The following is a 20599-nucleotide window of genomic DNA, read 5'->3' on the forward strand; positions in this document are numbered from 1 at the left end:
TAGAGCTTGAAATTTACTTTTTGCAATATAATAGTATTCTGAATGTGGAAGGAGGAAGGCCTGTGTTATTGAATTATACGAAATTGGTTTTTAAAAGTATTATTTTACAAATTAACCTCTTTATAGGTTTGGCAGGTGTTTTGGCTGTATATTTTTCAGATACAATATACATACCTTATTGGGTATTTCTGATTTTACCTTTTGTTGCGCTATATTATGTAGGTTATTCAATATATAAAAATTCTTCACCAAGCATAATGATTATTCCACCTGATGAAGATGATGTAGAAGTTAGATGTGAGTCGATTATGGGTTTCAAAATTATAATGAAATCAAGGATAACAAATTTTGGTGCAAGGGCAGGTTCGTTAGAAAACATTAAAGTACATTACTTAGGTTTTAATGGTATTAGAGATGAATTCTTACTTCGAAATTTAAAGCTTTCAGCTGACGACCCCGTTGTACTAAAAAAGAAGCCTAACGCTACAATGGCACTTAAACCAAGAGACTTTCAGTTTGACTATCCATTAATGGTTGCGGTTGATAAGAACGAGTATATATTTTTTTATACAGAATTTCGCATTGGCGATTATTTTGGATACGATGAAGAAAATAAAAAGGATGTATTAAAATGGTTAAAAACATTGGATTTTGAACTCGAATATAAATATAAAGATACACGTAAGACTTACGTGAAAAAAGAAAAAATAATAATTAATACAGACAACTTTTATGATTTACACGAAAAAGCTAAGGAGAGACAAAAAGGATTTGAGGAATTTTTAAAAAATGAGTAAGGTAAGGTAAATCAACAATAAATAGACCGATGGCTAATTGTAGAATAATTTTTTATTGTAATGAATGACATCAAACACTGCTTCACAGGAATTTTTAACTACTTTATATTTGTAATGTAATTAAAAATGTAGGAAGTAGTCTTTATACTTCTAGCTATATATACATAGGAATTCTTAATACATCAATCTTCCTCATTCCTCACTACTGAAGGAGTAGTGGCGGACCTGCCCGAACCAGCAGCTGGCGGTGGCATGCCTGATTAAGTCATCGCCCGTTTAGAAAAATCCCCTCTCACATCATGTGAGAGGGGATTTTTTGTATTTGAATCACAAGGGCAGGGAATTCTACTTTCTCGAAGTATACTGAAAAACGGGATCCATCAACTCAAACTCATAAGTCTCACTATTGACCTTCCCAACAACTTGTTCGCTATCATAAAGATCCAGCATAAACTGTGCCATCTCTTTTGCGGTGTGGAATTTCTGCACATTGTCGCTATAGCTGAAATCGTCAAGCTCCCGCGCCGTTTTTACGAATTCGGTTTCGGTCATGGATGGTGCGAGTATTTTCACTTTCAACCGAGCTCCGTTGTCCTGTAGTTCCTGGGCCAGGCCTTCTGTAAATGCGCTTACGTAAAATTTGGTCGCAGCGTATGTAACGGCATTTGACACGATTCTATAGCCCAAGTCAGATGATACGTTGATGAGCTGCGCGCCTTCTTGGTCCGCGTAGTCGCGTGCATAAAGAGTGGAAAGCGTGGTGAGTGCTTCGATATTTACGCGCAGCATCTTTTCCGTTTTAGTTACATCCTGTTCAGCAACAGTTGCACTGTTTCCGAAGCCGGCGTTGTTCACAAAGGTTTCGATATCGTATTCTTTCAGGCTTTCGTATAGTGCATGGACTTGGTCACTTTCAGATAGGTCTGCCTTCTTGATGACGACGTCGAGATCGGGGTTTATGTCTTGAATGTTCTCTTTAAGCTTATTGAGCTCGGTTTCTCTTCTTGCGACAAGGATCAGGTTTTTGCCACGTGCTGCGAAAGCCAGTGCAGCTTCATATCCGATTCCTGAGCTGGCGCCTGTAATTACTGTGTATTTCATCTAAATCCCTCCGTTAAAATAAATATAGTAAGTGTACAGAAACAAATAAACTCTCGTGAAATTGTGCTAGTTCTTGATTGAAAGATCAGCAATGAATTAACTACCAATTAACTCACTAAAAATTTCTTGGAGTATTTGGAATTATAAGTGTACTTAATTGAAGAGTATACACTATTTTCCTGCTAGTAAAGGAATAAGGAGATTCATTGAAAAACCCATTAGTTCATTAAAAAGTGGGTTTACGGGTATAAAGTGGATACGACAAGTTTTTCTAGAGCATGCAGCTGAACTCGGCGATCGAAGCACAGCACGTATAAAGGGAACATCGCAGAGGGTATGGCCATGACAAGCATCGCAGTTGTGCCAAGCGCACTTCAAGGCTTATACTCGGTGCATCAATAATCTTTGGATAAGCAAGAGGACGTCTGCACGATAATGGACGCAATAGATAGAAGAAAGGTGAAGAATGATGGATATTACAAAAGCTGAGACAGTTGAAGAACGCATGGACATATTGAACGAAACCGTTGCGCCATTTACAGAACGCGCGGCGCGCAACGACGCAGAGAGAACATTTCCGTTCGACAATTTCAAGGAATTGAAAGCGATCAATTACCCGGCGCTGACGATTCCAAAAGAATATGGCGGAGCGGGCATTTCCTTATCGGAGATGCTGCGCTATCAGGAAGCGATCAGCCGGGCGGACGGGTCGACCGGTTTGTCGATTGGCTGGCATATGGGCATCGTCAAAGATTTGGGCGAGACGAAGAAATGGGACGAGTCGGTGCTCGAAGATTTATTCGATGACATCAAAGCACGCGGCGCCTTGATCAATAATTGCGCGACTGAAAAGCAGACCGGCAGCCCAACAAGAGGCGGCAAACCGTCAACCATGGCTAGAAAAGTGGACGGTTCGTGGGTCATCGATGGCCGCAAATCGTTCACCTCCATGTCGCCGGTGTTGGATTATTTCAATGTCACGGCGGTAATCGAAGAGACCGGGGAAGTCGGCTATTTCCTCGTGCCAAGGTCAGCTGACGGTGTGGCAATTGACGAAACCTGGGATAGCGTGGCAATGACCGGTACCGGAAGCCATGACTTGGTGCTGACGAATGTTCGGGTGGAGGAAAAGGCTTTGGTCGAAATCAGTACGCCCGGCAAAAAGCAGCCGGCGGGATGGCTTTTGCATATTCCAGCGTGTTACCTCGGCATCGCCCAGGCCGCGCAGGATTACGCAATCCGCTTTGCGCAAGACTATTCGCCGAACAGCTTGAACGGGCCGATCATCGAGTTGCCGAATGTGAAACAAAAGATCGGTGAAATCGAATTGGAGTTGCAGCGGGCGCGGCATTTCCTGTATTCCGTCGCAAGACAATGGGACGATGCCGACAAAGAGCAGCGTTCCAAGATGGCAGCTGAACTCGGCGCCGTGAAAGTCGCAGTGACCAACTCAGCGGTCGACATCGTTGATCTAGCGATGCGTGTGGCCGGAGCACATAGCTTGTCTGAACAATCCCCGCTTCAGCGTTATTATCGAGACGTGCGGGCAGGACTTCACAACCCGCCGATGGAAGACATGCTCATCCCGTCGCTTGCGGATTTTGCGATCGCCAATCAGGCAGCGAAGCAGCCGGTGAAATAAAGGCGAGATAGCTGGGGCAGAAGGCTGTTTCAATAGTATGATTGTTGCAAGAATTTAAAGCGGAAAACCCTTATCTAACAAGGGTTTTCCGCTTTTTTTATTGCCAAATACCAGCTGATAAAAAAATAGAAGAAATTCAAGTTTAAAGAGTTGGCAAATGCTATTTCATCGGATACAATTGGACACTTGTTGAAAAAATCTTGCGGGTGTGGCGGTCCTTTCAAATCATCACGCCAGCTGTCTATTGAAAGTAGAATTCTAAATTACGATTTCTTATCTTTTTTGTACGGCCTGGATTTGCACAACAGAACGATAAAGGAGGAATCAGATTGAAGAAATATGCATCCAGGACGGATTGGCCGGTCATGTGGATTAGTGGCGGTCTATTGGTGGCGTTTGTTCTAGCATCATTTATTAATGTGGAGATGGTATCATCTCTTGTAAATACAGCATTTGCCTTTGCGGTGAAGTACTTTGGCGCATTGTGGCAAGTATTATTGCTGGGAACGTTTTTTATTGCTTTGTTTTTAGGGTTTTCGAAATACGGAAAGATTCGGCTTGGGGGCATCGATAAGCCCGAGGTCAGCTATTTTAAATGGGTTGCCATGATCATGACGACTTTGCTTGCCGGGGGCGGCGTGTTTTGGGCTGCGGCAGAACCGATGTATCACTTCTTGGATCGGTCCCCTAATTTTGCGGGAGTAGAGTCCGGTACAGTGGAAGCAGTCGTGCCGGCGTTTGCGCAGTCATACTTGCATTGGGGCTTTCTTGCTTGGTCCATTCTCGGGACGCTTGGAACGATCGTGCTGATGTACGCGCATTATCAAAAAGGCATGCCGTTAAAACCACGGTCTTTGCTGTATCCATTACTTGGCGAAAAGATCATGGGGAAAAGCGTGCTGGGGACTGCCATTGACGCATCAGCCGTTATCGCGGTCGCAGCCGGCACCATTGGCCCAATTGGCTTTCTTGGCTTGCAGGCGGCTTACGGGCTGGAATCATTGTTCGGCGTGCCGAATACTTTGTTCACCCAAGTGATGATCATCGTTGCGGTCGTGGTGATCGCGACGATCTCTGCGATCACGGGACTTCGAAAAGGCATCCAATTCTTGAGCAATGTCAATATTTCGTTGACGCTTCTATTGATGCTGGTTATTTTAGTGATTGGACCAGGCGGCTTTATCGCCGATACTTTCTTAGCAGCATCCGGTATTCATTTACAGGAATTTTTGGCGATGAGCACATTCCGCGGAGATTCCGCGTGGCTGGGTTCTTGGACGATCTTTTTCTGGGGCTGGTTCCTCGGATATGGCCCGATGATGGCGATTTTCATCTCCACCATTACAAGAGGTCGGACGATTCGCGAATTAATACTGGCTGTGTCAGTTACGGCGCCGATCGTGACGGCGTTCTGGTTTACGGTAGTCGGCGGGACAGGCATGTTTTATGAGCTCGGGGAACCGGGTGTCATTTCTTCTGCCTTGAACGCGGACGGCATGCCGGCTGCGATGATGGCGATCACGCAGCAATTGCCGTTTGATACCGTCATTGCACCACTATTCTTATTGGTCACGATTCTTTTCGTAGTGACAACAGCGGATTCGATGGCTTACACCATTTCGGTCGCGATTACCGGTAGCGGCCATCCACCGAAAGCGATGCGCGTCTTTTGGGCGGTCATTATGGGGACGGTCGCCATCGTGCTATTGATGATTAGCGAAGGCGGCATTCAAGCCATCCAATCCTTTATCGTCGTCACGGCGATTCCGGTTTCCTTGCTGTTGCTGACAACGTTCTGGGCAGCGCCAAAAGCGGCCAAGACGATGTATGCCGAGCAATTCGGCAGCGAAGCAAGACGCCAGGCGAGAGTGGCGAAGACAGACGGAAATTAAGTTATGCTCGGAACTGATAAAGCGATTGAAGAAAGAAAGGGTGTCTTCAAAACGCACCGGTTTCACGTATAGCTTGAAAGCAATCGATGAACAGCATGAGACGGGCTATGATCTGTAATGGATCATGGCCCGTTTTTTTATTGGGCGATAAGCTTAAGTAATGAGATAAGTGCAAATGATGTCGGCGCTTACATTAATTTTCCCTTATGTGACATCTGTCACTAGCCGTTGCGGTTATACTTCCTGTACCTTAGCATAAGCAGACTATTGCTTCCGATATGGAATTTGCATCTAGAGGAGAAAATTCGCATGAAAAAAATAGCATGGATTACGGATACAGCTGCACAACTGGATGAGGCATTCATTCAACGGCATCATGTTTATGTATTGCCCCTTAGTGTCGTGTTTGACGACGGCTCGTACCGCGAATCGATCGATCTGACACAAGGAGAATTTTACGATAAATTACGTGCGGCAAAAGTGTCGCCGAAAACTTCACAACCAGCAATCGGTGAAATGACGGCCTTGTACGAAAAATTGCAGTCAGAAGACTATGAGTTGGCCGTGGCGCTTCATTTGTCGAGCGGCCTATCCGGCACGTTCAATAGCGCGCAATCAGCTGCCGATATGACAGATTTTCCGGTCTACCCGATCGATTCGAAAATCGGCTCGTTTCCGATGGGCAAGATGATCGAAATTGGCAATGAATTATTCGCTTCCGGCAAAGAACCGGAAGAAGTGGTGGAAACCATTAATCAATTGACCGCCAAAACGCATTTGTCGTTCATTCCGTCGAGTTTGAACCAATTGCATAAAAGCGGCCGGGTGTCAGGGACACAAGCCTTTCTGAGCAATATCCTCAATATCAAAGTGGTCATTACCTTTGTGGACGGGGTAACGGTCATGAAAGAAAAAGTCCGTTCGAACAAGCGCGCTAAGGAAAGTGTTAATTCCGCATTGCGTGCGGATATGGAATCTGGGATGGTGCCGGAAGTGGCAGTCATCCATTGCAATAACGAAGCCGGCGCACAAGTGTGGAAAGACGAATTGATGAAAGAGTTCTCAGGCCTCAAAGTGGAAGTCATCCAGTTAAGTGTCTGTGTAGGTGTCCATGCCGGAGAAGGCACGACCGGGTTGAGTTGGGTCACTTATTAAAAGTATATGAAGGTCACCAGGAATCCTGGATTGGGTAGCGTAACAGGCGCCTAATCCAGGGTTTTTCTTCGTTTGCTGTGCTCCAGAAAAGGATGGAGGAGCTGAACGAGGCATTTTTTATGTGTTAAACTTTAATAAATAGTGTTGAATAGTTCTTTTAATAGCAGGTAATGGATTTATTTTCCAATATGACAAAAACGAGAATCTGATAATAATCGAGGTGCTGACATAATGGAGACCTTTCAGGAATTGGAAATGTATAAAAATTTTGATGAGCTGGCAGAAGATGTGATCGATTTGGCCAAAGAGATTTTGCCGGATCAATTGTTTTACTTGAGCTCCATCACGGAAGCCCAGCAAATTGTCTTGAAGCATTCATTGAATACTAGCAGCATTCCTGTGGTCGAGGGCATGATGATCGACCTGAATGACACATTGTGCAGCCGGATGGATTTCGAAAACAAGCAGCCACTGGTCTATGAGGATGTTCAAGACGCTCCAGAATTGAAGCATTTTGAAGATAAGTTGGAAGCGGCCCATGTAAGGTCGTACTTAGGCCTGCCGATTTCTTTTGTTAACGGCGACCGCTTCGGCACTTTATGTGCGGTGAATGACGAGAAAAGTCAATTCGATGCAAGAAGCATCACATTATTGCAGCGCATTGTGCGGATGTTCTCCTATTACCTTGACCTGGAACGCTTTGCTTATCGGGATTCGCTGACAGATCTGTACAATCGGCATTTCCTTACCCGTTTTTTTGATGGCAATTCGAAAGCAGGGGGATCGATTTTCTTCTTGGACCTGGATGGGTTTAAAAACGTCAACGATCTATACGGCCACGAGACAGGCGATCTCGTCTTGAAAGAAGTGGCAGCCAAGCTGCAGCAATTTATCGAAGGTCAGACAGATGTTTTAGCGGCACGGCTCGGCGGGGATGAATTTTTGGTCTATTTTGCCAAGCCTGCGAGTGTTACGGAATTAAGTGAATGGGCAACACGCCTGCTTGCCAGCTTGAGCCAGTGGGAAGCGGATTATTCGCTATCGGCGAGCATCGGCATTGCACAGTATCCAGCCGGTGGAAACCAGGACTTGAGAGAACTTCTTCGTCAAGCTGATCAAGCCCTGTATGAAGCGAAAAAATCGGGGAAGAATTGCTTTAGTTTCTATTAATCGATATGACATCAGCTAGTTGGAGGAGTGAGGATATTGACTGAACTGAACCGGCTGCAATCGGCCTTTAAGCAATCGACGTATCAGTTGGCGAATCACGGCACGCGTAACATTGGCGTATTGAAGAAAGCTTTTGAAGCGATTGCAGATGAAACGGAAAGTGACATCTATGGCACCGGGCAAGTCATCGAAAGTTTTCAGCAAAAGATGGCGGCTTTCCTTGGAAAAGAAGCGGCGGTCTTTTTTCCGAGCGGCACGATGGCCCAGCAGATTGCGCTGCGGATGTGGTGTGATGAAAAAGGGCTGAAAAAAGTCGCCTATCACCCGCTCAGCCATCTCGAAATCCATGAAGAAGACGGGTTGAAGGAATTGCATGGCATCGAAGCGGTATATTTGACGGACCCGGACCGGGTTGTCGAGTTACAGGATGTTACGGAGTTGGAGGAAGAGGTGGCGGCTGTACTGTTGGAATTGCCGCAGCGTGAAATCGGTGGGCAATTGCCGAACTTCGAGACGCTGGAGCAAATCTCCCGCTACTGCCGTAAGCACGACATCAAGCTGCATCTCGACGGCGCGCGGTTGCTAGAAGTTACTCCTTATTACGAAAAGTCCGCAGCGGAAATTTGTGCCTTGTTCGATAGCGTCTATATATCTTTATACAAAGGCATCGGTGGAATTGCAGGCGCTATCCTCGCTGGGGGCGAAGCGTTCACGCAGCAATCAAAAGTATGGAAAAGACGTCACGGCGGCGACTTGATCAGCCTTTACCCGTATATCGTATCGGCGGATTATTATTTCGACGAACGCTGCGAGAAGATGGGGCATTATTACGAATCGGCGAAGCGCGTGGCTGAATGGTTTAATTCTTGTACAGGCATTTCGACTTTGCCGAAAGTGCCGGTGTCGAATATGTTCCACGTTCAGTTCGCACACCCTAAAGAAGAAGTCGAAGCGATCCTCGTGGAGCTCGGGCAAGAAACAGGAATCGGCCTCACCAGTTATGTGAAAGAACTGAACAGCAAGGCCTGTTATTTTGAAGTGCATATGGGAGACCAGTACGAAGAAATACCGGAAGATTTCCTGAAAGAAACGTTCAAGCGATTAGATCAGAAGATGACACAAAGCTTCGGCGATTAACCGATTTTGCGTTCAGCCCTCACAGATACCAGTGAGGGCTTTTATCTGTCTTTCGGAAGGAGCGCCTCTCTTTCCACAGCGCGTGGAATCGTGTAAACTGTATAAGGTTACGAAAAGCTAAAGCCTATTGAAACAGTTGATATTGTTGGATTTCGATTATAGATGACAGTGAATTTTTGGATGAAGGAATGCTTCATCCCGCAAGGAAAGGATTGGAATTGAACTATGAAAGAAAATTTTTGGCGTGAATTGCCGAAGCCATTTTTTGTATTGGCGCCGATGGAAGACGTGACGAATGTGGTGTTTCGCCATGTGGTAGCAGAAGCGGCGAGCCCTGACGTGTATTTCACGGAATTTACGAATACGGAAAGCTATTGCCACCCGGAAGGCATCCACAGCGTGCGCGGGCGCTTGACGTTCACGGAAGATGAACAGCCGATCGTCGCCCATATCTGGGGCAATAAGCCCGAGCATTTCCGCGAGATGAGCATTGGCATGGCGGCGCAAGGCTTTAAAGGTGTCGACATTAATATGGGCTGTCCCGTACCGAACGTTGCCGCCAAAGGAAAAGGCAGCGGCTTGATCAATTATCCGGACAACGCAGCGGAAATTATCCAAGCGGCGAAAATGGGCGGCTTACCAGTCAGCGTCAAGACGCGCCTCGGCTATACGCATGTCGACGAATGGAAAGGCTGGTTGCGCCATGTCTTGGAGCAGGACATCGCCAATTTGTCGATTCATTTGCGGACGAAAAAAGAAATGAGCGCTGTGCCAGCGCATTGGGAATTGATCCCTGAGATCAAAGCGCTGCGTGATGAAGTGGCGCCGGATACCTTGATCACCATTAACGGGGACATCCCGGACCGCAAAACCGGCCAGGAATTAGCCGACAAATACGGCATCGACGGCGTCATGATCGGGCGCGGAATTTTCCACAACCCGTTTGCTTTCGAAGAGGAACCGAAAGAGCACAGCACACAGGAATTGTTCGACCTGTTGCGTCTTCACCTCGACCTTCACGATAAATACTCGACCGAAACTGAGCCGATTGCCTTTAAGCCATTGCGCCGTTTCTTCAAGATTTACGTGCGCGGCGTCCGTGGTGCCGGTGAACTCCGCAATGATTTGATGCATACGGAGACGACTGACGAAGTGCGGGCCTTGCTGGATGCTTTTCAGCTAGCCACTGCAGAGAGCGACAAACACAGTTCGGTCGGAATTTAACTTTCGCATACTAGTATGTAATTTGAACACAAATAGAGTGAGCCGCTGAAAATATATTTTCAGCGGCTTTTTATATTGCTTCTTATTTAAAATTTTTGGAAAGTGAAAGACGAAAAAGTGGGTTGACTTTCAGAGGGTAGTAAAGTAAGCTTTACGTAAAGTTAACTTTACTTTTGCGAGAGGAAGTAATAATGATATGCAGAACGTCATTAAAGAAAAGCGTACTGAGCACAACATCACCCAAGAGCAATTATCCATCTTGCTGAGTGTATCCAGGCAAACAGTCATATCTCTTGAGAAGGGAAAATATAAGCCCTCTCTTGTACTCGCCCATAAACTCGCTCAAGTTTTTGAATGCCATATTGAAGATTTATTTCAATTCGAAGGGGATGAAAACATTGAATGAAACAATGAATCATTTAATCGGTCTCGGTGGTTTGATTTTTGGGGTTTTGAGCGGCTTGGCTGCGTATTTCATTGCCAGACACAATATGAAGAAAAAGCGTCAATTGGATGAACGCTATCAAAACATCCACGTAAATGCACGATCATCTGCATGGATAGCGACGTCTGGCTTTATTGTTATTGCGTGGGCAACCATTATTATAGTGGAAGGAGCTTCTTTTGCCTTTTTCGTCATGACCTTTCTCTATATCGCCCATTGCATAGCATATGGAGTGACCAGTTTTCAACAAGCTAAACTGCATTAGAACCGGCTCTCGTTCAAACAGTTTGTCCTCTTTTTCGATCATCCATTGTAATCGATGGATTAATAGGCGGCGTTTTGACTCCAGGTGTGAAAGCGGGGTGGCGGCAGATTTTGGTTTAACTGGTTGTTTACGTTTCAATCAGCTTCTGTTCACCTGTAGACCTGGATAAAGAATGCAACAGTTCTTCTCCAGGCGTGCTATAATAGATGACTTAAGACAACCATGCGTTGTCCCAAGGCAATGGATGCCCAAAAGCCTCCAGCCAATCCTAAATTGAGGTGTAACCAAATGAATAAACGATGGACAATCGATAAAATCAGAACATTTGTCAACAACAATTCCGACAGCAAACTATTGTCGACGGAATACCACGGATTCTCCCAAAAGCTATTGTTCAAATGCGCATGCGGCAATAACTTTGAGAAGACCTTTACGAAATTCAACAAGAACAACCAGCGCAAATGCGACACATGCCAACCGCCAAAAGCATCACGCGGACAGGAGCAATGAGAAGAACGCCAATTCCTTTTTAGGGATTGGCGTTTTTTTTACTTTTAGAAATGCTTTCAGTGAAAAGTTGAAAAAGTACAGAAGATGTTAAAAGAGTGCTAGTGAAAGCGCTATCATTAAAGTTTTCAGAATTTATACTTAAAGAGTAATGACTTATATGGACAAAGGGAGAGGGGAAAAGATATGAAAAAGAATGGTAAAAGTTTGCTGTTACTGATGATTCTGGTGTTGTTCGCTTTAATGGCCGCTGCTTGCAATAGCGATGGAGAAGAAGGTTCAGGATCAGGATCTGGTTCAGGGGTGGATGTCGGAATCGTCTTGCCGACAAAAGATGAGCCGCGTTGGGTACAGGATGAGCAGCGCTTTAAAGATGCATTGGCCGATTCAGACTATTCGACTGAAATTCTCTTCAGCCAAGGATCTTCAGCTAAAGAAAAAGAGAACGTTGAAGCATTATTGAACAAAGGCATCAAAGTCTTGATCATCACACCGCATGACGGAGCGGCTGCAGCGGCTGCTGTCGAAGCAGCGAAAAAAGACGATGTGACCGTGATTGCTTATGACCGCTTGATCACTGATACGGATGCTGTTGATTACTACGTAACATTCGATTCATTGGCAGTAGGGGCAGCACAAGCCCAGTATTTGATCGATAACGCAGAAGGCTCTGATATTCCGTTGTACTTGTATGCAGGAGCGTCTTCAGATAACAACGCGTTCTTGTTCTTCCAAGGCGCATGGGAAGTGCTTCAGCCGAAAATCGCTGACGGCACATTCAAGATCGCCAACTCTAGCGAAGCGGAAGCTTTGTCTGACACGAAAGAATTGGACCGCGACCAGTTGAGCAAAATCATCGGCCAGGTCACTACGAACTGGGATCCGAACGAATCCAAGAACAAAGCACAGACGCATTTGACTTCAGTAGGTGAAGATTTGAAAGGCGATGTAGCGATTTTGGCGCCGAACGATGGCACTGCCCGTTCGATTGCAGATGTGTTCGGATCGGATTCCGCTGTGACGGATTACACGATCACAGGCCAGGATGCCGAAAAAGCATCAATCCAATACATCATCGATGAGAAACAATCGATGACGGTCTTCAAAGATGTTCGTACGCTTGTCCAGGATGCAATGGGCATGGCGGTCGAAGTACTGGATGGCAACGAGCCGGAAACAACAGGTTCTTACGATAACGGCGCAGGTGAAGTGAAAGCGAAACAGACAGACGTTATCGTGGTCGACAAGGAAAACGTGAAGTCCGAATTGATCGACACGGAATATTACGAAGCCAGCGAATTTACGGGCATCGAATAAACAATAGGACACAGGAATAGTGGTAGCGCCGCCTATCACTATTTCTCCATTCCTTCAGGTTTTTTTTGCAGGGGAGGCGAAGAGATGAGCGACTATATTTTAGAAATGAACGGCATTACGAAAGAGTTTACCGGCATCAAAGCGCTCGATGATGTCAATTTCAAAGTCGAACGCGGAGAAATCCACTGCCTGATCGGGGAAAACGGGGCAGGAAAGTCTACTCTCATGAAAGTGCTGAGCGGAGTATACCCTTATGGTACATACGACGGCGACATCGTCTTTGAAGGGGAAGTGCAGCGCTTCAATGAAATCAACGACAGCGTTAAAGCAGGAATTGCCATCATCTATCAGGAGCTGGCACTGTTTCCGGATCTGACGGTTTATGAGAATATTTTCGCCGGCAACGAAATCAGGAAAGGCCCATTTGTTGATTGGAATGAAACGATTGTCCAGTCGGCCAAGATGCTGGAAAAGGTCAAATTGAAAGTGGACCCGGAAACCTTGATTAAGGATCTCGGGGTAGGCAAGCAGCAATTGGTGGAAATCGCCAAGACTTTGAGCAAGGAAGTGAAGCTGTTGATTCTTGATGAGCCGACAGCTGCTTTGAACGAAAACGACAGCGAAAACTTATTGGAGCTGTTAAAGGAATTGAGGTCACAGGGAATTACGTGCATCATGATTTCCCATAAATTAAAAGAAGTCATTTCGATTGCCGATAAAGCGACCATCTTGCGGGATGGGAAAACAATCGTCACATTGGATGCGCATAAAGGCGAAATCTCAGAAAGCGTCATTATCAAGAACATGGTAGGACGCGAAATTGCCGATATCTATCCGAAACGCTTGGATCATGAATTCGGCGACACGGTGTTGGAGCTGAATAATTGGTCGGCCTATGATTCGCAATTGGGCCGCCACGTCGTCAAAAAGGCGAATATCCAATTAAAACAAGGTGAAATCATCGGAATCGCCGGATTGATGGGGTCGGGACGTACAGAACTGGCGCTTAGCATATTCGGCAATCCGAAAAAATACAAAGTGGAAGGCGATATGCAGGTCAACGGGCGGGACGTTCAATTCAAGCATACGAGCGATGCCATTAAGGCCGGAATCGCTTATGTGACTGAGGATCGGAAAGGCAACGGATTGTTCTTGATTAATGACATCAAGAACAATCTGACAGCAGCTCATTTGAAAGGAATTTCGCAAAGCGGCGTATTGAATTTGAATGAGGAAGTGAAAGTGGGATCGGAGTACAGAAAATCGCTGCACATCAAGACTAGCTCGCTTGAACTGGCAGTCGGCAAACTGAGCGGCGGCAATCAGCAAAAAGTATCGCTCGGCAAATGGCTGTTCACGGGCCCCAAAATTCTGATCCTCGATGAACCGACACGGGGAATCGATGTCGGAGCGAAGTTTGAGATCTATACGATCATGAACGAATTGATCAAACAAGGCATGAGCATCATTATGATTTCTTCCGAATTGAATGAAATCATCGGTATGAGCGACCGCATTTACGTGATGGCAGAAGGGTCGATCACCGGAGAATTGTCGAGAGAAAATACGACACAAGAAGCCATTATGGAATTGGCAACGCAATAGGGGGTAGAAATCCATGAGTTTTTTCAATGAAGCGCGCTTTCTGATCAAAACCAATATTCGCGATTACGGCATGTACATCGCTTTGTTCGTCATCATGCTGACCTTTTCCGTGATGACAGACGGCTTGTTCATGTCATCCCGAAACATCAGTAATTTGCTCGATTCAGCCGGCTATATCGCCGTGCTGGCAGTTGGCATGACGCTCATCATCGTTATCCGCCACATCGATTTATCGGTCGGCTTTGTCGCCGGGTTTCTCGGCGCTGTAGCGGCGATTTTCCTGACACAAATGGGCTTGTCCGTTTGGCTCGTTATTCCGATCGTTTTGGTGTTCGGCATCATCATCGGTTTGTTCAATGGCTTTTTAGTAGCGAAAATCGGCATCCCGTCTTTTGTCGCAACATTGGCAGGCATGTTGATTTTCCGCGGGGCATTGCTCAATGTCACGGAATCGACAGGTACCATTATCGTCAATGACGATTTGTTCAATTCACTCGGCAATGGTTTTATCCCATCACTCGTCGAAGTGAATGGTCTCCATTTGCTATCGGTACTTGTTGGAGTGATCGGCATTGCGCTCTATATTTATAGCGAACTGTCCACGCGCCGTAACAAAGTAACATATGGCTTTGAAGTGATTTCCTTGCCGATCTTTATCGTGAAACTGGTTTTTGTTTCTTTCATCATCGGCTATATCACATGGGTGCTTGCGGGATACAACGGCTTTTCGTGGACGGTCGTCATCATGCTGCTCGTCGTCGTCATCTATCATTTCCTGTCGACGAAAACCGTTCTTGGGCGCAATATTTATGCGGTTGGCAGTAACCCGGAAGCGGCCCATTTAAGCGGCATCAATGTCACGAAAATCACCATGATCGTCTTCGGTTCGATGGGCATGCTTGCCGCCTTGTCGGGCATCCTGTTCACAGCGCGGCTGCAATCGGCAACAACGACAGCCGGGACTTTGTTCGAGCTCGATGCCATCGCGGCCGCTTATGTCGGCGGGGTATCTTCAGCTGGCGGGGTCGGCAAAGTCACCGGCGCTATTATTGGGGCGATCGTTATGGCGTCCTTATCGAGCGGCATGAACTTGCTCGGCGTCGGCATTTCCTATCAGTATATGATTCGCGGGGGCGTCTTGGCCGCGGCTGTTATTTTCGACGTCATGACACGCAAGCAACGCGGGTAACTTCATCACAGACAAGCACCTTCACAGGAAGGTGCTTGTTTCCATATAGACCGTATTGCGAATTTTCCGACAGGTGGTAAGATGAGAACAGTTTAGTCGCGAAAAGGGGAGCGAACCGTGAGAAAAAAAGTCATCTTTGTGCTGTGCTCATTGTGTGCCGTACTCGGGTTTTTTACTATATTGTCTGTCCACAAAGTCCTGAATTCGGAATGGGAACTGCCATCCGCCGTCAGCAGCGAACAAGAGCGAAAGCGAATCGTTCTCATTACCCAAGAGTTGGACACGCCATTCTGGAAATTGGTCGGACAAGGCGCTGCCAGTCAAGCAGAGCGGGAAGATGTCGGTTTCGAAATTTGGGGAAGCTACGGGAAAAACCAGGAAGATTTCCTCAAGCAAGTGGAAATCGCACTTCATTCGAAAGTGGACGGGGTCATCGTGCAAGGCAATGATACCGATGAATTCCAGCAATTGGCACGTATCAAAGCTGCTTCGTACGGCATCCCCATCATCACGGTTGCCAATGATGTACCAGTCGAGAAAAGCTTGCGCAAAACCTACGTGGGCTCGGATCATTATGCTGCCGGTGAGTTGCTGATGGAACAATTGCTGGACGATATGGGCGACTCAGGAGAAATTATATTGCTGGGTGATGGCAATCTTGAATACAGCGAGCAACTCCGCTTGAACGGGATGGAAGACCAGCTCGAACAATATCCCGGGATCCAGTCCATCTATATCGAAAGTGGGTCTTCCGATGAGGAAGCAGCGGATGCTGCGCAGAACGCCCTGAACCAGCATCCGAATGTCGATGCATTCATTTTGCTCGATATCCGCCAAGCCCGGGTAATCATGCAGGAAATCAGCAGCCGCACCGAACTCGACCCGTTCTATCTGTATTCGTTCGATGATGGTTCGGATGCTTCTGCTCTGTTAACGGAAGGGAAACTCGATGCGATCATCGAACAATCGCCGGAAGAAATGGGAGAGAAAAGCGTCGAAATGATGATGAAATGGCTTCGCAATGAAGTCGTGCCCCTTGATTCCAAAGGATATGTGACCGATATCCGCATAGTGGAAGGAAAGGATGAATTGCCGTGAACACGATCCAAAAAAAGATTTGGATGCTCGCGGGAATCGTCATTGTTATGATGTTCGCGATTTGGCTGGCATTGACGTTCTATAACCAGAAAATGCAGGATCAATACAATGATATTTTGGAGCGCTATCTGCAGATGAATGAAGTGACTGCTTCGAGCCAGCAGACTGTGGCCAATTTGAACGACCATTTATCCAACCCGACAACCCGCTCAGCCACAACACTTGCAACTAGCCAGCAAAGGCTGCAGGATGCTCAGGCATCGCTTTTGGAGTTGCGCAATGCGGACAATGAGTTTTCCTTAACCAATTACAGCAATATGATTGAAAGCTTTACGGAAACCGTGGAACGTTCCGTCACTTTCAGCGAACAAGGGGAAAACGACATCGCAGCAAGCGAATTCACAGAAGCGAACCGCATGTCTGTCTATATCTCCGAGATGACTTTATCGATTTTCAATTCCGAACTCAGGACCTACGAACGTTTTTACCGCGACATTATCCGGCAATCACAGGAATTAAACACGATGGGCATTCTATTGTTATCACTCACAAGCGTTTTATTATTATTGTTCACTTATTTATTTTCCTTGAGCATCACCAAGCCGGTCCATCAATTGACAAAAGCGGCAAACGAACTGGCCAAGGGCCGCTTTGACCAGCCGATCCGCGTAAATTCCAATGATGAAATTTCCTTTTTGGCGAAAACCTTTGACCATATGCGCGTGAACATCAATAAATTGATTGTAGAAATCCAGCAAAAAGCACAAGTCGAAAGTGAATTGCAGGAAAGCCAATTGCTGCTGCAGCAAAGCCAGATGCGCCACCTGCAAAGCCAGATCAATCCTCATTTCCTGTTCAACACCTTGAATACCTTATCGAAAAAAGCTTATTTGGACGGCGCGGAAGACACCAGCGATCTATTGGTCAGCGTAGCCGGTTTGCTGCGCTATAACCTGAAGCGCCTCGACCATACAGTGACCCTCGAAGAAGAAGCGCATGTCCTGACGCAATATATGGATATCCAAAAAGCCCGTTTCAGCGACCGATTGACGTTTCATATGGAGTTGGATGCATCGGCCTTGGTTTATCAGATGCCAAGTCTAACGCTTCAGCCGCTCATCGAAAATGCCGTGATTCATGGCATCGAACCGAAAGAAGAAGACGGCGAAATCTGGTTCCGCATCAAAGATGAAGACCAGTATATACGTGTGGAAATCGAAGATAATGGCCGAGGGATGGATGAAAATAAAATCGAACAGCTATTAACAGGCGGCATCGCTCCCCAAGAAGGTCATGCAACGGGCATCGGCTTTGCCAATGTCGCGAAACGGCTACAGCTGTTCTACGGCAGCGATAATGTGGTGGAAATCGAAAGCACGCCACAGTATGGGACGAAAATCATTTTGAAATTGCCGAAAGTAATGGAGGTTGAAAGTTATGTTTAAGCTCCTGCTCGTGGACGACGAACCGATCGAACGTGAAGGGATGAAAGCAATCTTGGAGCGTTCGTTCGAGGATATAGAGATCAAACAAGCGAAAAATGGCAAACTGGCTGTGGAAATCGCAGCCGACTGGCAGCCGGATATTATCTTCATGGACATCATGATGCCGGTCATGACAGGCTTGGAGGCGATCGAACGGATTCGCGAGACCGACCCGGAAGTTGAAGTCGTCATGATGACGGCGTTCGATACCTTTGACTACGCCAAGCAAGCGATCAAATTGGGCGTGAAAGATTATTTGCTGAAACCGAGCAAAGCGGCGGAAATCGTGGCAATCGCCGAGAAATTGTTCAACCATTTGAAAAAGAAAGCGCAGCAACAAAGCTCCTTGCAAAAAGCGATGGCGATTGTAGAGATGGATATCGTCACACAATTATTATTCGATCAGGTCCAGGACATGCACATCGATTTGTTAGTAGAGATGAAAGGGGCCGAGCCCGCCACAGAGAAATTCGTCATGACGATTGCGGTCCCTAGAGGTGCGGAAGAAATGTGCCAGGACATCAAGCGAGAAATCAACGGAATGCCCCATATTTGGGCAGGACCATGCTACGACAGGCAATTGCCACTCATCATCTTTCGTGACCCTGCGCATTCGTTCCGCTCCCAAGCGATCACGCTCGCCGATAAAATCCTGTCGGCAAGCGGTAAACGGGACCGATGCTTCGTCGGAATCGGAACCGTGTGCGATTCATTTGGGCAGGTGCGGGATTCTTACCAGAAATCATTAGTCGCGATGAGCGATTTAGCGATTCCTTCGCGTTACCGTTTCTATGCAGCTGATTTAGAGCCGGCCCCTTCGCGTAACCCGGCACTTATCAAACAACAAGAAAAAAGAATGGCCGATTGCGTCCGGCTCGGCGATTGGGAAGCTGTCGAAGAAATCATCACCGGCTTGATCCGGCAATTGGAGCGGATGGGCGAACCTGTTCTCAGAACCCAGCAGCGTTCCCTTGAATGGGTTTGGCTCTCCAACCGGATCATGGCTGAGTTAGGAGTTGAGACAGACGCACCTTATTATGTAGTTCCGGTTACAGATTATCGTCAATTAATGATGGAAACTTCGGATTTGATCAATGTGTTAAAGCAAAATTACGATATGCATTTCAACCGGCTGGAATTTGATAAAATCCACCAAATTAAGCAATTCATTACCGAGCATTCCCATGAAGATATTTCATTGGAAGTGCTGGCAAGAAAAGTGGATTTAAGCCCTATCTATATCAGCAAATTATTCAAGGAAAAGCTGGGCATTAATTACATCGACTTTCTAACGGAATGCCGGATGGGGAAAGCCAAGAAACTATTGGCAGACCCGGAAATCAGCTTGAAGGCGATTGCCTTAGAAGTCGGGTACCATGAGCCCAATTACTTCAGCAAAGTATTTAAGAAAATGACTGAGCTGTCCCCGACGGAATATCGCTCGAACCTGCTGAATTCAAAACGCAGACAAGGGATCAGCACATGAAGCTGCTCATGCGGATATCATTGTTAATCAGCATCAGCGTTTTGGTGTCGGGTTGCCAGGAAGAGGCAAAGCTCCCTGAAAAAAGCGTGTTCAAAGAAGACGAAACGGTACAAGATGAAGAGCCATTGAAAATCGGCTTTGCGATGGATACCTTGAAAGAAGAGCGTTGGCTGAAAGACCGAGAGTTGTTCGAGCAAGCGATCGAATCGCGCGGACTGGAAGTGGAGATTGCCGCAGCGAACGGGGATGATGCGCTGCAGATTGCCCAAGCCGAAGAAATGATCCAGGAAGGCATTGATTTGTTGGTCATTGTGCCGCATAACGCGGAAGCGACCGCAGCGATTGTCCACAAAGCGCATGGAGCGGGCATCAAAGTGATCGCTTACGATCGTCTCGTGAAAAATGCGGAAATCGATTTATACGTCTCTTTCGACAATGAAAAAGTGGGAGAGCTGCAAGCTGAAGAAATGCTGGAACTGGTTCCGGAAGGCAATTATGTCTACATTGGCGGCGCTCCGACTGACAATAATGCGCATTTATTGAAAAAAGGCGTATTTGACGTGCTGCAACCGGCGATTGAACGCGGCGACATCCATATCATTTATGATGAGTGGACAGAGGATTGGGCGCCGGAACAAGCATTTGCCCATATGTTAGAGGCTCTGGAGATCAACGGCAATCAAATTGATGCCGTCATCGCGGCCAATGACGCGACGGCTGGCGGGGCGATCGAGGCACTTGCACAGAAAGGACTCGCCGGGGCTATCCCGGTCGCAGGGCAAGACGCAGAACTCGCCGCCGTGCAACGTATCGTCGATGGCACGCAAACGATGACCGTCTATAAACCGATTCAGCAATTATCAGAGCGTGTCGCAGCGCTTGCAGTCGATTTGGCGCAAGGGAATGCCATCGAGCCGACTGCCAGCATCAATAATGGGAAAAGCGAAGTGCCGTCTGTGCTGCTTGAACCAATAGCGGTCGATATCGGCAATCTGGAAAGCACCGTGTTCGCAGATCATTTTCATTCGGCAGAAGAAATCGACGGGATGGAATAGCTCATGTTAGAGTACAAAATGAAAAATGAA

At 46.7% G+C, this 20599-nt stretch carries 18 protein-coding genes; 17 read left to right on the forward strand and 1 reads right to left on the reverse strand.

The annotated features are described in order from the left end of the window. The first annotated feature begins 62 nt into the window (after nucleotides 1-62). Nucleotides 63-797: a hypothetical protein gene (locus BBI11_RS02950; protein WP_068460465.1), complete on the forward strand. Its 735-nt coding sequence runs from the start codon at nucleotides 63-65 to the stop codon at nucleotides 795-797. Nucleotides 798-1142: 345 nt separating this feature from the next. Here BBI11_RS02950 and BBI11_RS02955 read toward each other — a convergent pair whose 3' ends face one another. After that, nucleotides 1143-1898, reverse strand: a complete 756-nt coding sequence (locus BBI11_RS02955) for an SDR family NAD(P)-dependent oxidoreductase (protein ID WP_068460467.1) — start codon at nucleotides 1896-1898, stop codon at nucleotides 1143-1145. Between the two features lie 469 nt (nucleotides 1899-2367). Here BBI11_RS02955 and BBI11_RS02960 point away from each other — a divergent pair, with 469 nt between their 5' ends. The 16 genes from BBI11_RS02960 (at nucleotide 2368) to BBI11_RS03035 (ending at nucleotide 20569) form a co-directional block, all read left to right on the forward strand. Continuing rightward, nucleotides 2368-3540, forward strand: a complete 1173-nt coding sequence (locus BBI11_RS02960) for an acyl-CoA dehydrogenase family protein (RefSeq protein ID WP_068460469.1) — start codon at nucleotides 2368-2370, stop codon at nucleotides 3538-3540. A gap of 329 nt (nucleotides 3541-3869) precedes the next feature. After that, nucleotides 3870-5432: a BCCT family transporter gene (locus tag BBI11_RS02965; RefSeq protein ID WP_068460471.1), complete on the forward strand. Its 1563-nt coding sequence runs from the start codon at nucleotides 3870-3872 to the stop codon at nucleotides 5430-5432. Between the two features lie 309 nt (nucleotides 5433-5741). Beyond that, a complete protein-coding gene (locus BBI11_RS02970) occupies nucleotides 5742-6587 on the forward strand; it encodes a DegV family protein (protein WP_068460473.1) in 846 nt (281 codons plus the stop codon). Between the two features lie 231 nt (nucleotides 6588-6818). Next, nucleotides 6819-7757, forward strand: coding sequence for a sensor domain-containing diguanylate cyclase (locus BBI11_RS02975; RefSeq protein ID WP_068460475.1), 939 nt, complete (start codon nucleotides 6819-6821; stop codon nucleotides 7755-7757). A gap of 36 nt (nucleotides 7758-7793) precedes the next feature. Continuing rightward, nucleotides 7794-8894 (forward strand): threonine aldolase family protein, encoded by a 1101-nt coding sequence (locus BBI11_RS02980; protein ID WP_068460477.1) that lies wholly within the window; start codon nucleotides 7794-7796, stop codon nucleotides 8892-8894. A 225-nt stretch (nucleotides 8895-9119) separates the two neighbouring features. Further along, the gene (locus BBI11_RS02985; protein ID WP_068460480.1) at nucleotides 9120-10118 is read left to right on the forward strand and encodes a tRNA dihydrouridine synthase; all 999 of its coding nucleotides are present in this window, start codon (nucleotides 9120-9122) and stop codon (nucleotides 10116-10118) included. Nucleotides 10119-10314: 196 nt separating this feature from the next. Then, entirely contained in the window at nucleotides 10315-10524 is a 210-nt protein-coding gene (locus BBI11_RS02990; protein WP_068460482.1) for a helix-turn-helix transcriptional regulator, read from the forward strand. Beyond that, nucleotides 10517-10828 carry a hypothetical protein gene (locus tag BBI11_RS02995; protein ID WP_068460483.1) on the forward strand — a complete coding sequence of 104 codons (312 nt, stop codon included), beginning with the start codon at nucleotides 10517-10519 and terminating at the stop codon, nucleotides 10826-10828. The genes BBI11_RS02990 and BBI11_RS02995 overlap by 8 nt, the downstream gene beginning before the upstream one ends. Nucleotides 10829-11116: 288 nt before the next feature. After that, complete coding sequence (locus tag BBI11_RS16215) at nucleotides 11117-11338, forward strand: hypothetical protein (protein WP_083388988.1); 222 nt, start codon at nucleotides 11117-11119, stop codon at nucleotides 11336-11338. 183 nt (nucleotides 11339-11521) lie between these two features. Beyond that, nucleotides 11522-12652: a sugar ABC transporter substrate-binding protein gene (locus BBI11_RS03005; RefSeq protein ID WP_068460487.1), complete on the forward strand. Its 1131-nt coding sequence runs from the start codon at nucleotides 11522-11524 to the stop codon at nucleotides 12650-12652. An 84-nt stretch (nucleotides 12653-12736) separates the two neighbouring features. After that, nucleotides 12737-14257, forward strand: coding sequence for an ATP-binding cassette domain-containing protein (locus tag BBI11_RS03010; RefSeq protein WP_068460489.1), 1521 nt, complete (start codon nucleotides 12737-12739; stop codon nucleotides 14255-14257). 13 nt (nucleotides 14258-14270) lie between these two features. Further along, nucleotides 14271-15446, forward strand: a complete 1176-nt coding sequence (locus BBI11_RS03015) for a sugar ABC transporter permease (protein ID WP_068460491.1) — start codon at nucleotides 14271-14273, stop codon at nucleotides 15444-15446. A 117-nt stretch (nucleotides 15447-15563) separates the two neighbouring features. Then, nucleotides 15564-16544 (forward strand): sugar ABC transporter substrate-binding protein, encoded by a 981-nt coding sequence (locus tag BBI11_RS03020; protein ID WP_068460494.1) that lies wholly within the window; start codon nucleotides 15564-15566, stop codon nucleotides 16542-16544. Beyond that, entirely contained in the window at nucleotides 16541-17989 is a 1449-nt protein-coding gene (locus BBI11_RS03025; RefSeq protein WP_068460496.1) for a sensor histidine kinase, read from the forward strand. Before BBI11_RS03020 ends, BBI11_RS03025 begins: the two co-directional genes overlap by 4 nt. After that, nucleotides 17982-19514 carry a response regulator transcription factor gene (locus BBI11_RS03030; RefSeq protein WP_068460498.1) on the forward strand — a complete coding sequence of 511 codons (1533 nt, stop codon included), beginning with the start codon at nucleotides 17982-17984 and terminating at the stop codon, nucleotides 19512-19514. The genes BBI11_RS03025 and BBI11_RS03030 overlap by 8 nt, the downstream gene beginning before the upstream one ends. After that, nucleotides 19511-20569: a sugar ABC transporter substrate-binding protein gene (locus BBI11_RS03035; RefSeq protein ID WP_068460500.1), complete on the forward strand. Its 1059-nt coding sequence runs from the start codon at nucleotides 19511-19513 to the stop codon at nucleotides 20567-20569. Before BBI11_RS03030 ends, BBI11_RS03035 begins: the two co-directional genes overlap by 4 nt. Nucleotides 20570-20599 lie beyond the last annotated feature (30 nt).

The organism is Planococcus maritimus, assembly GCF_001687625.2.
GTDB classification, from domain to species: Bacteria; Bacillota; Bacilli; order Bacillales_A; family Planococcaceae; genus Planococcus; species Planococcus maritimus.

Excerpts from the sequence above, each read along its gene's own strand:
- BBI11_RS02955 (WP_068460467.1), bottom strand. The coding sequence starts at position 1,898 with ATGAAATACACAGTAATTACAGGCGCCAGCTCAGGAATCGGATATGAA.
- BBI11_RS02960 (WP_068460469.1), top strand. The coding sequence starts at position 2,368 with ATGGATATTACAAAAGCTGAGACAGTTGAAGAACGCATGGACATATTG.
- BBI11_RS02970 (WP_068460473.1), top strand. The coding sequence starts at position 5,742 with ATGAAAAAAATAGCATGGATTACGGATACAGCTGCACAACTGGATGAG.
- BBI11_RS02975 (WP_068460475.1), top strand. The coding sequence starts at position 6,819 with ATGGAGACCTTTCAGGAATTGGAAATGTATAAAAATTTTGATGAGCTG.
- BBI11_RS02985 (WP_068460480.1), top strand. The coding sequence starts at position 9,120 with ATGAAAGAAAATTTTTGGCGTGAATTGCCGAAGCCATTTTTTGTATTG.
- BBI11_RS02990 (WP_068460482.1), top strand. The coding sequence starts at position 10,315 with ATGCAGAACGTCATTAAAGAAAAGCGTACTGAGCACAACATCACCCAA.
- BBI11_RS16215 (WP_083388988.1), top strand. The coding sequence starts at position 11,117 with ATGAATAAACGATGGACAATCGATAAAATCAGAACATTTGTCAACAAC.
- BBI11_RS03005 (WP_068460487.1), top strand. The coding sequence starts at position 11,522 with ATGAAAAAGAATGGTAAAAGTTTGCTGTTACTGATGATTCTGGTGTTG.
- BBI11_RS03010 (WP_068460489.1), top strand. The coding sequence starts at position 12,737 with ATGAGCGACTATATTTTAGAAATGAACGGCATTACGAAAGAGTTTACC.
- BBI11_RS03015 (WP_068460491.1), top strand. The coding sequence starts at position 14,271 with ATGAGTTTTTTCAATGAAGCGCGCTTTCTGATCAAAACCAATATTCGC.
- BBI11_RS03030 (WP_068460498.1), top strand. The coding sequence starts at position 17,982 with ATGTTTAAGCTCCTGCTCGTGGACGACGAACCGATCGAACGTGAAGGG.
- BBI11_RS03035 (WP_068460500.1), top strand. The coding sequence starts at position 19,511 with ATGAAGCTGCTCATGCGGATATCATTGTTAATCAGCATCAGCGTTTTG.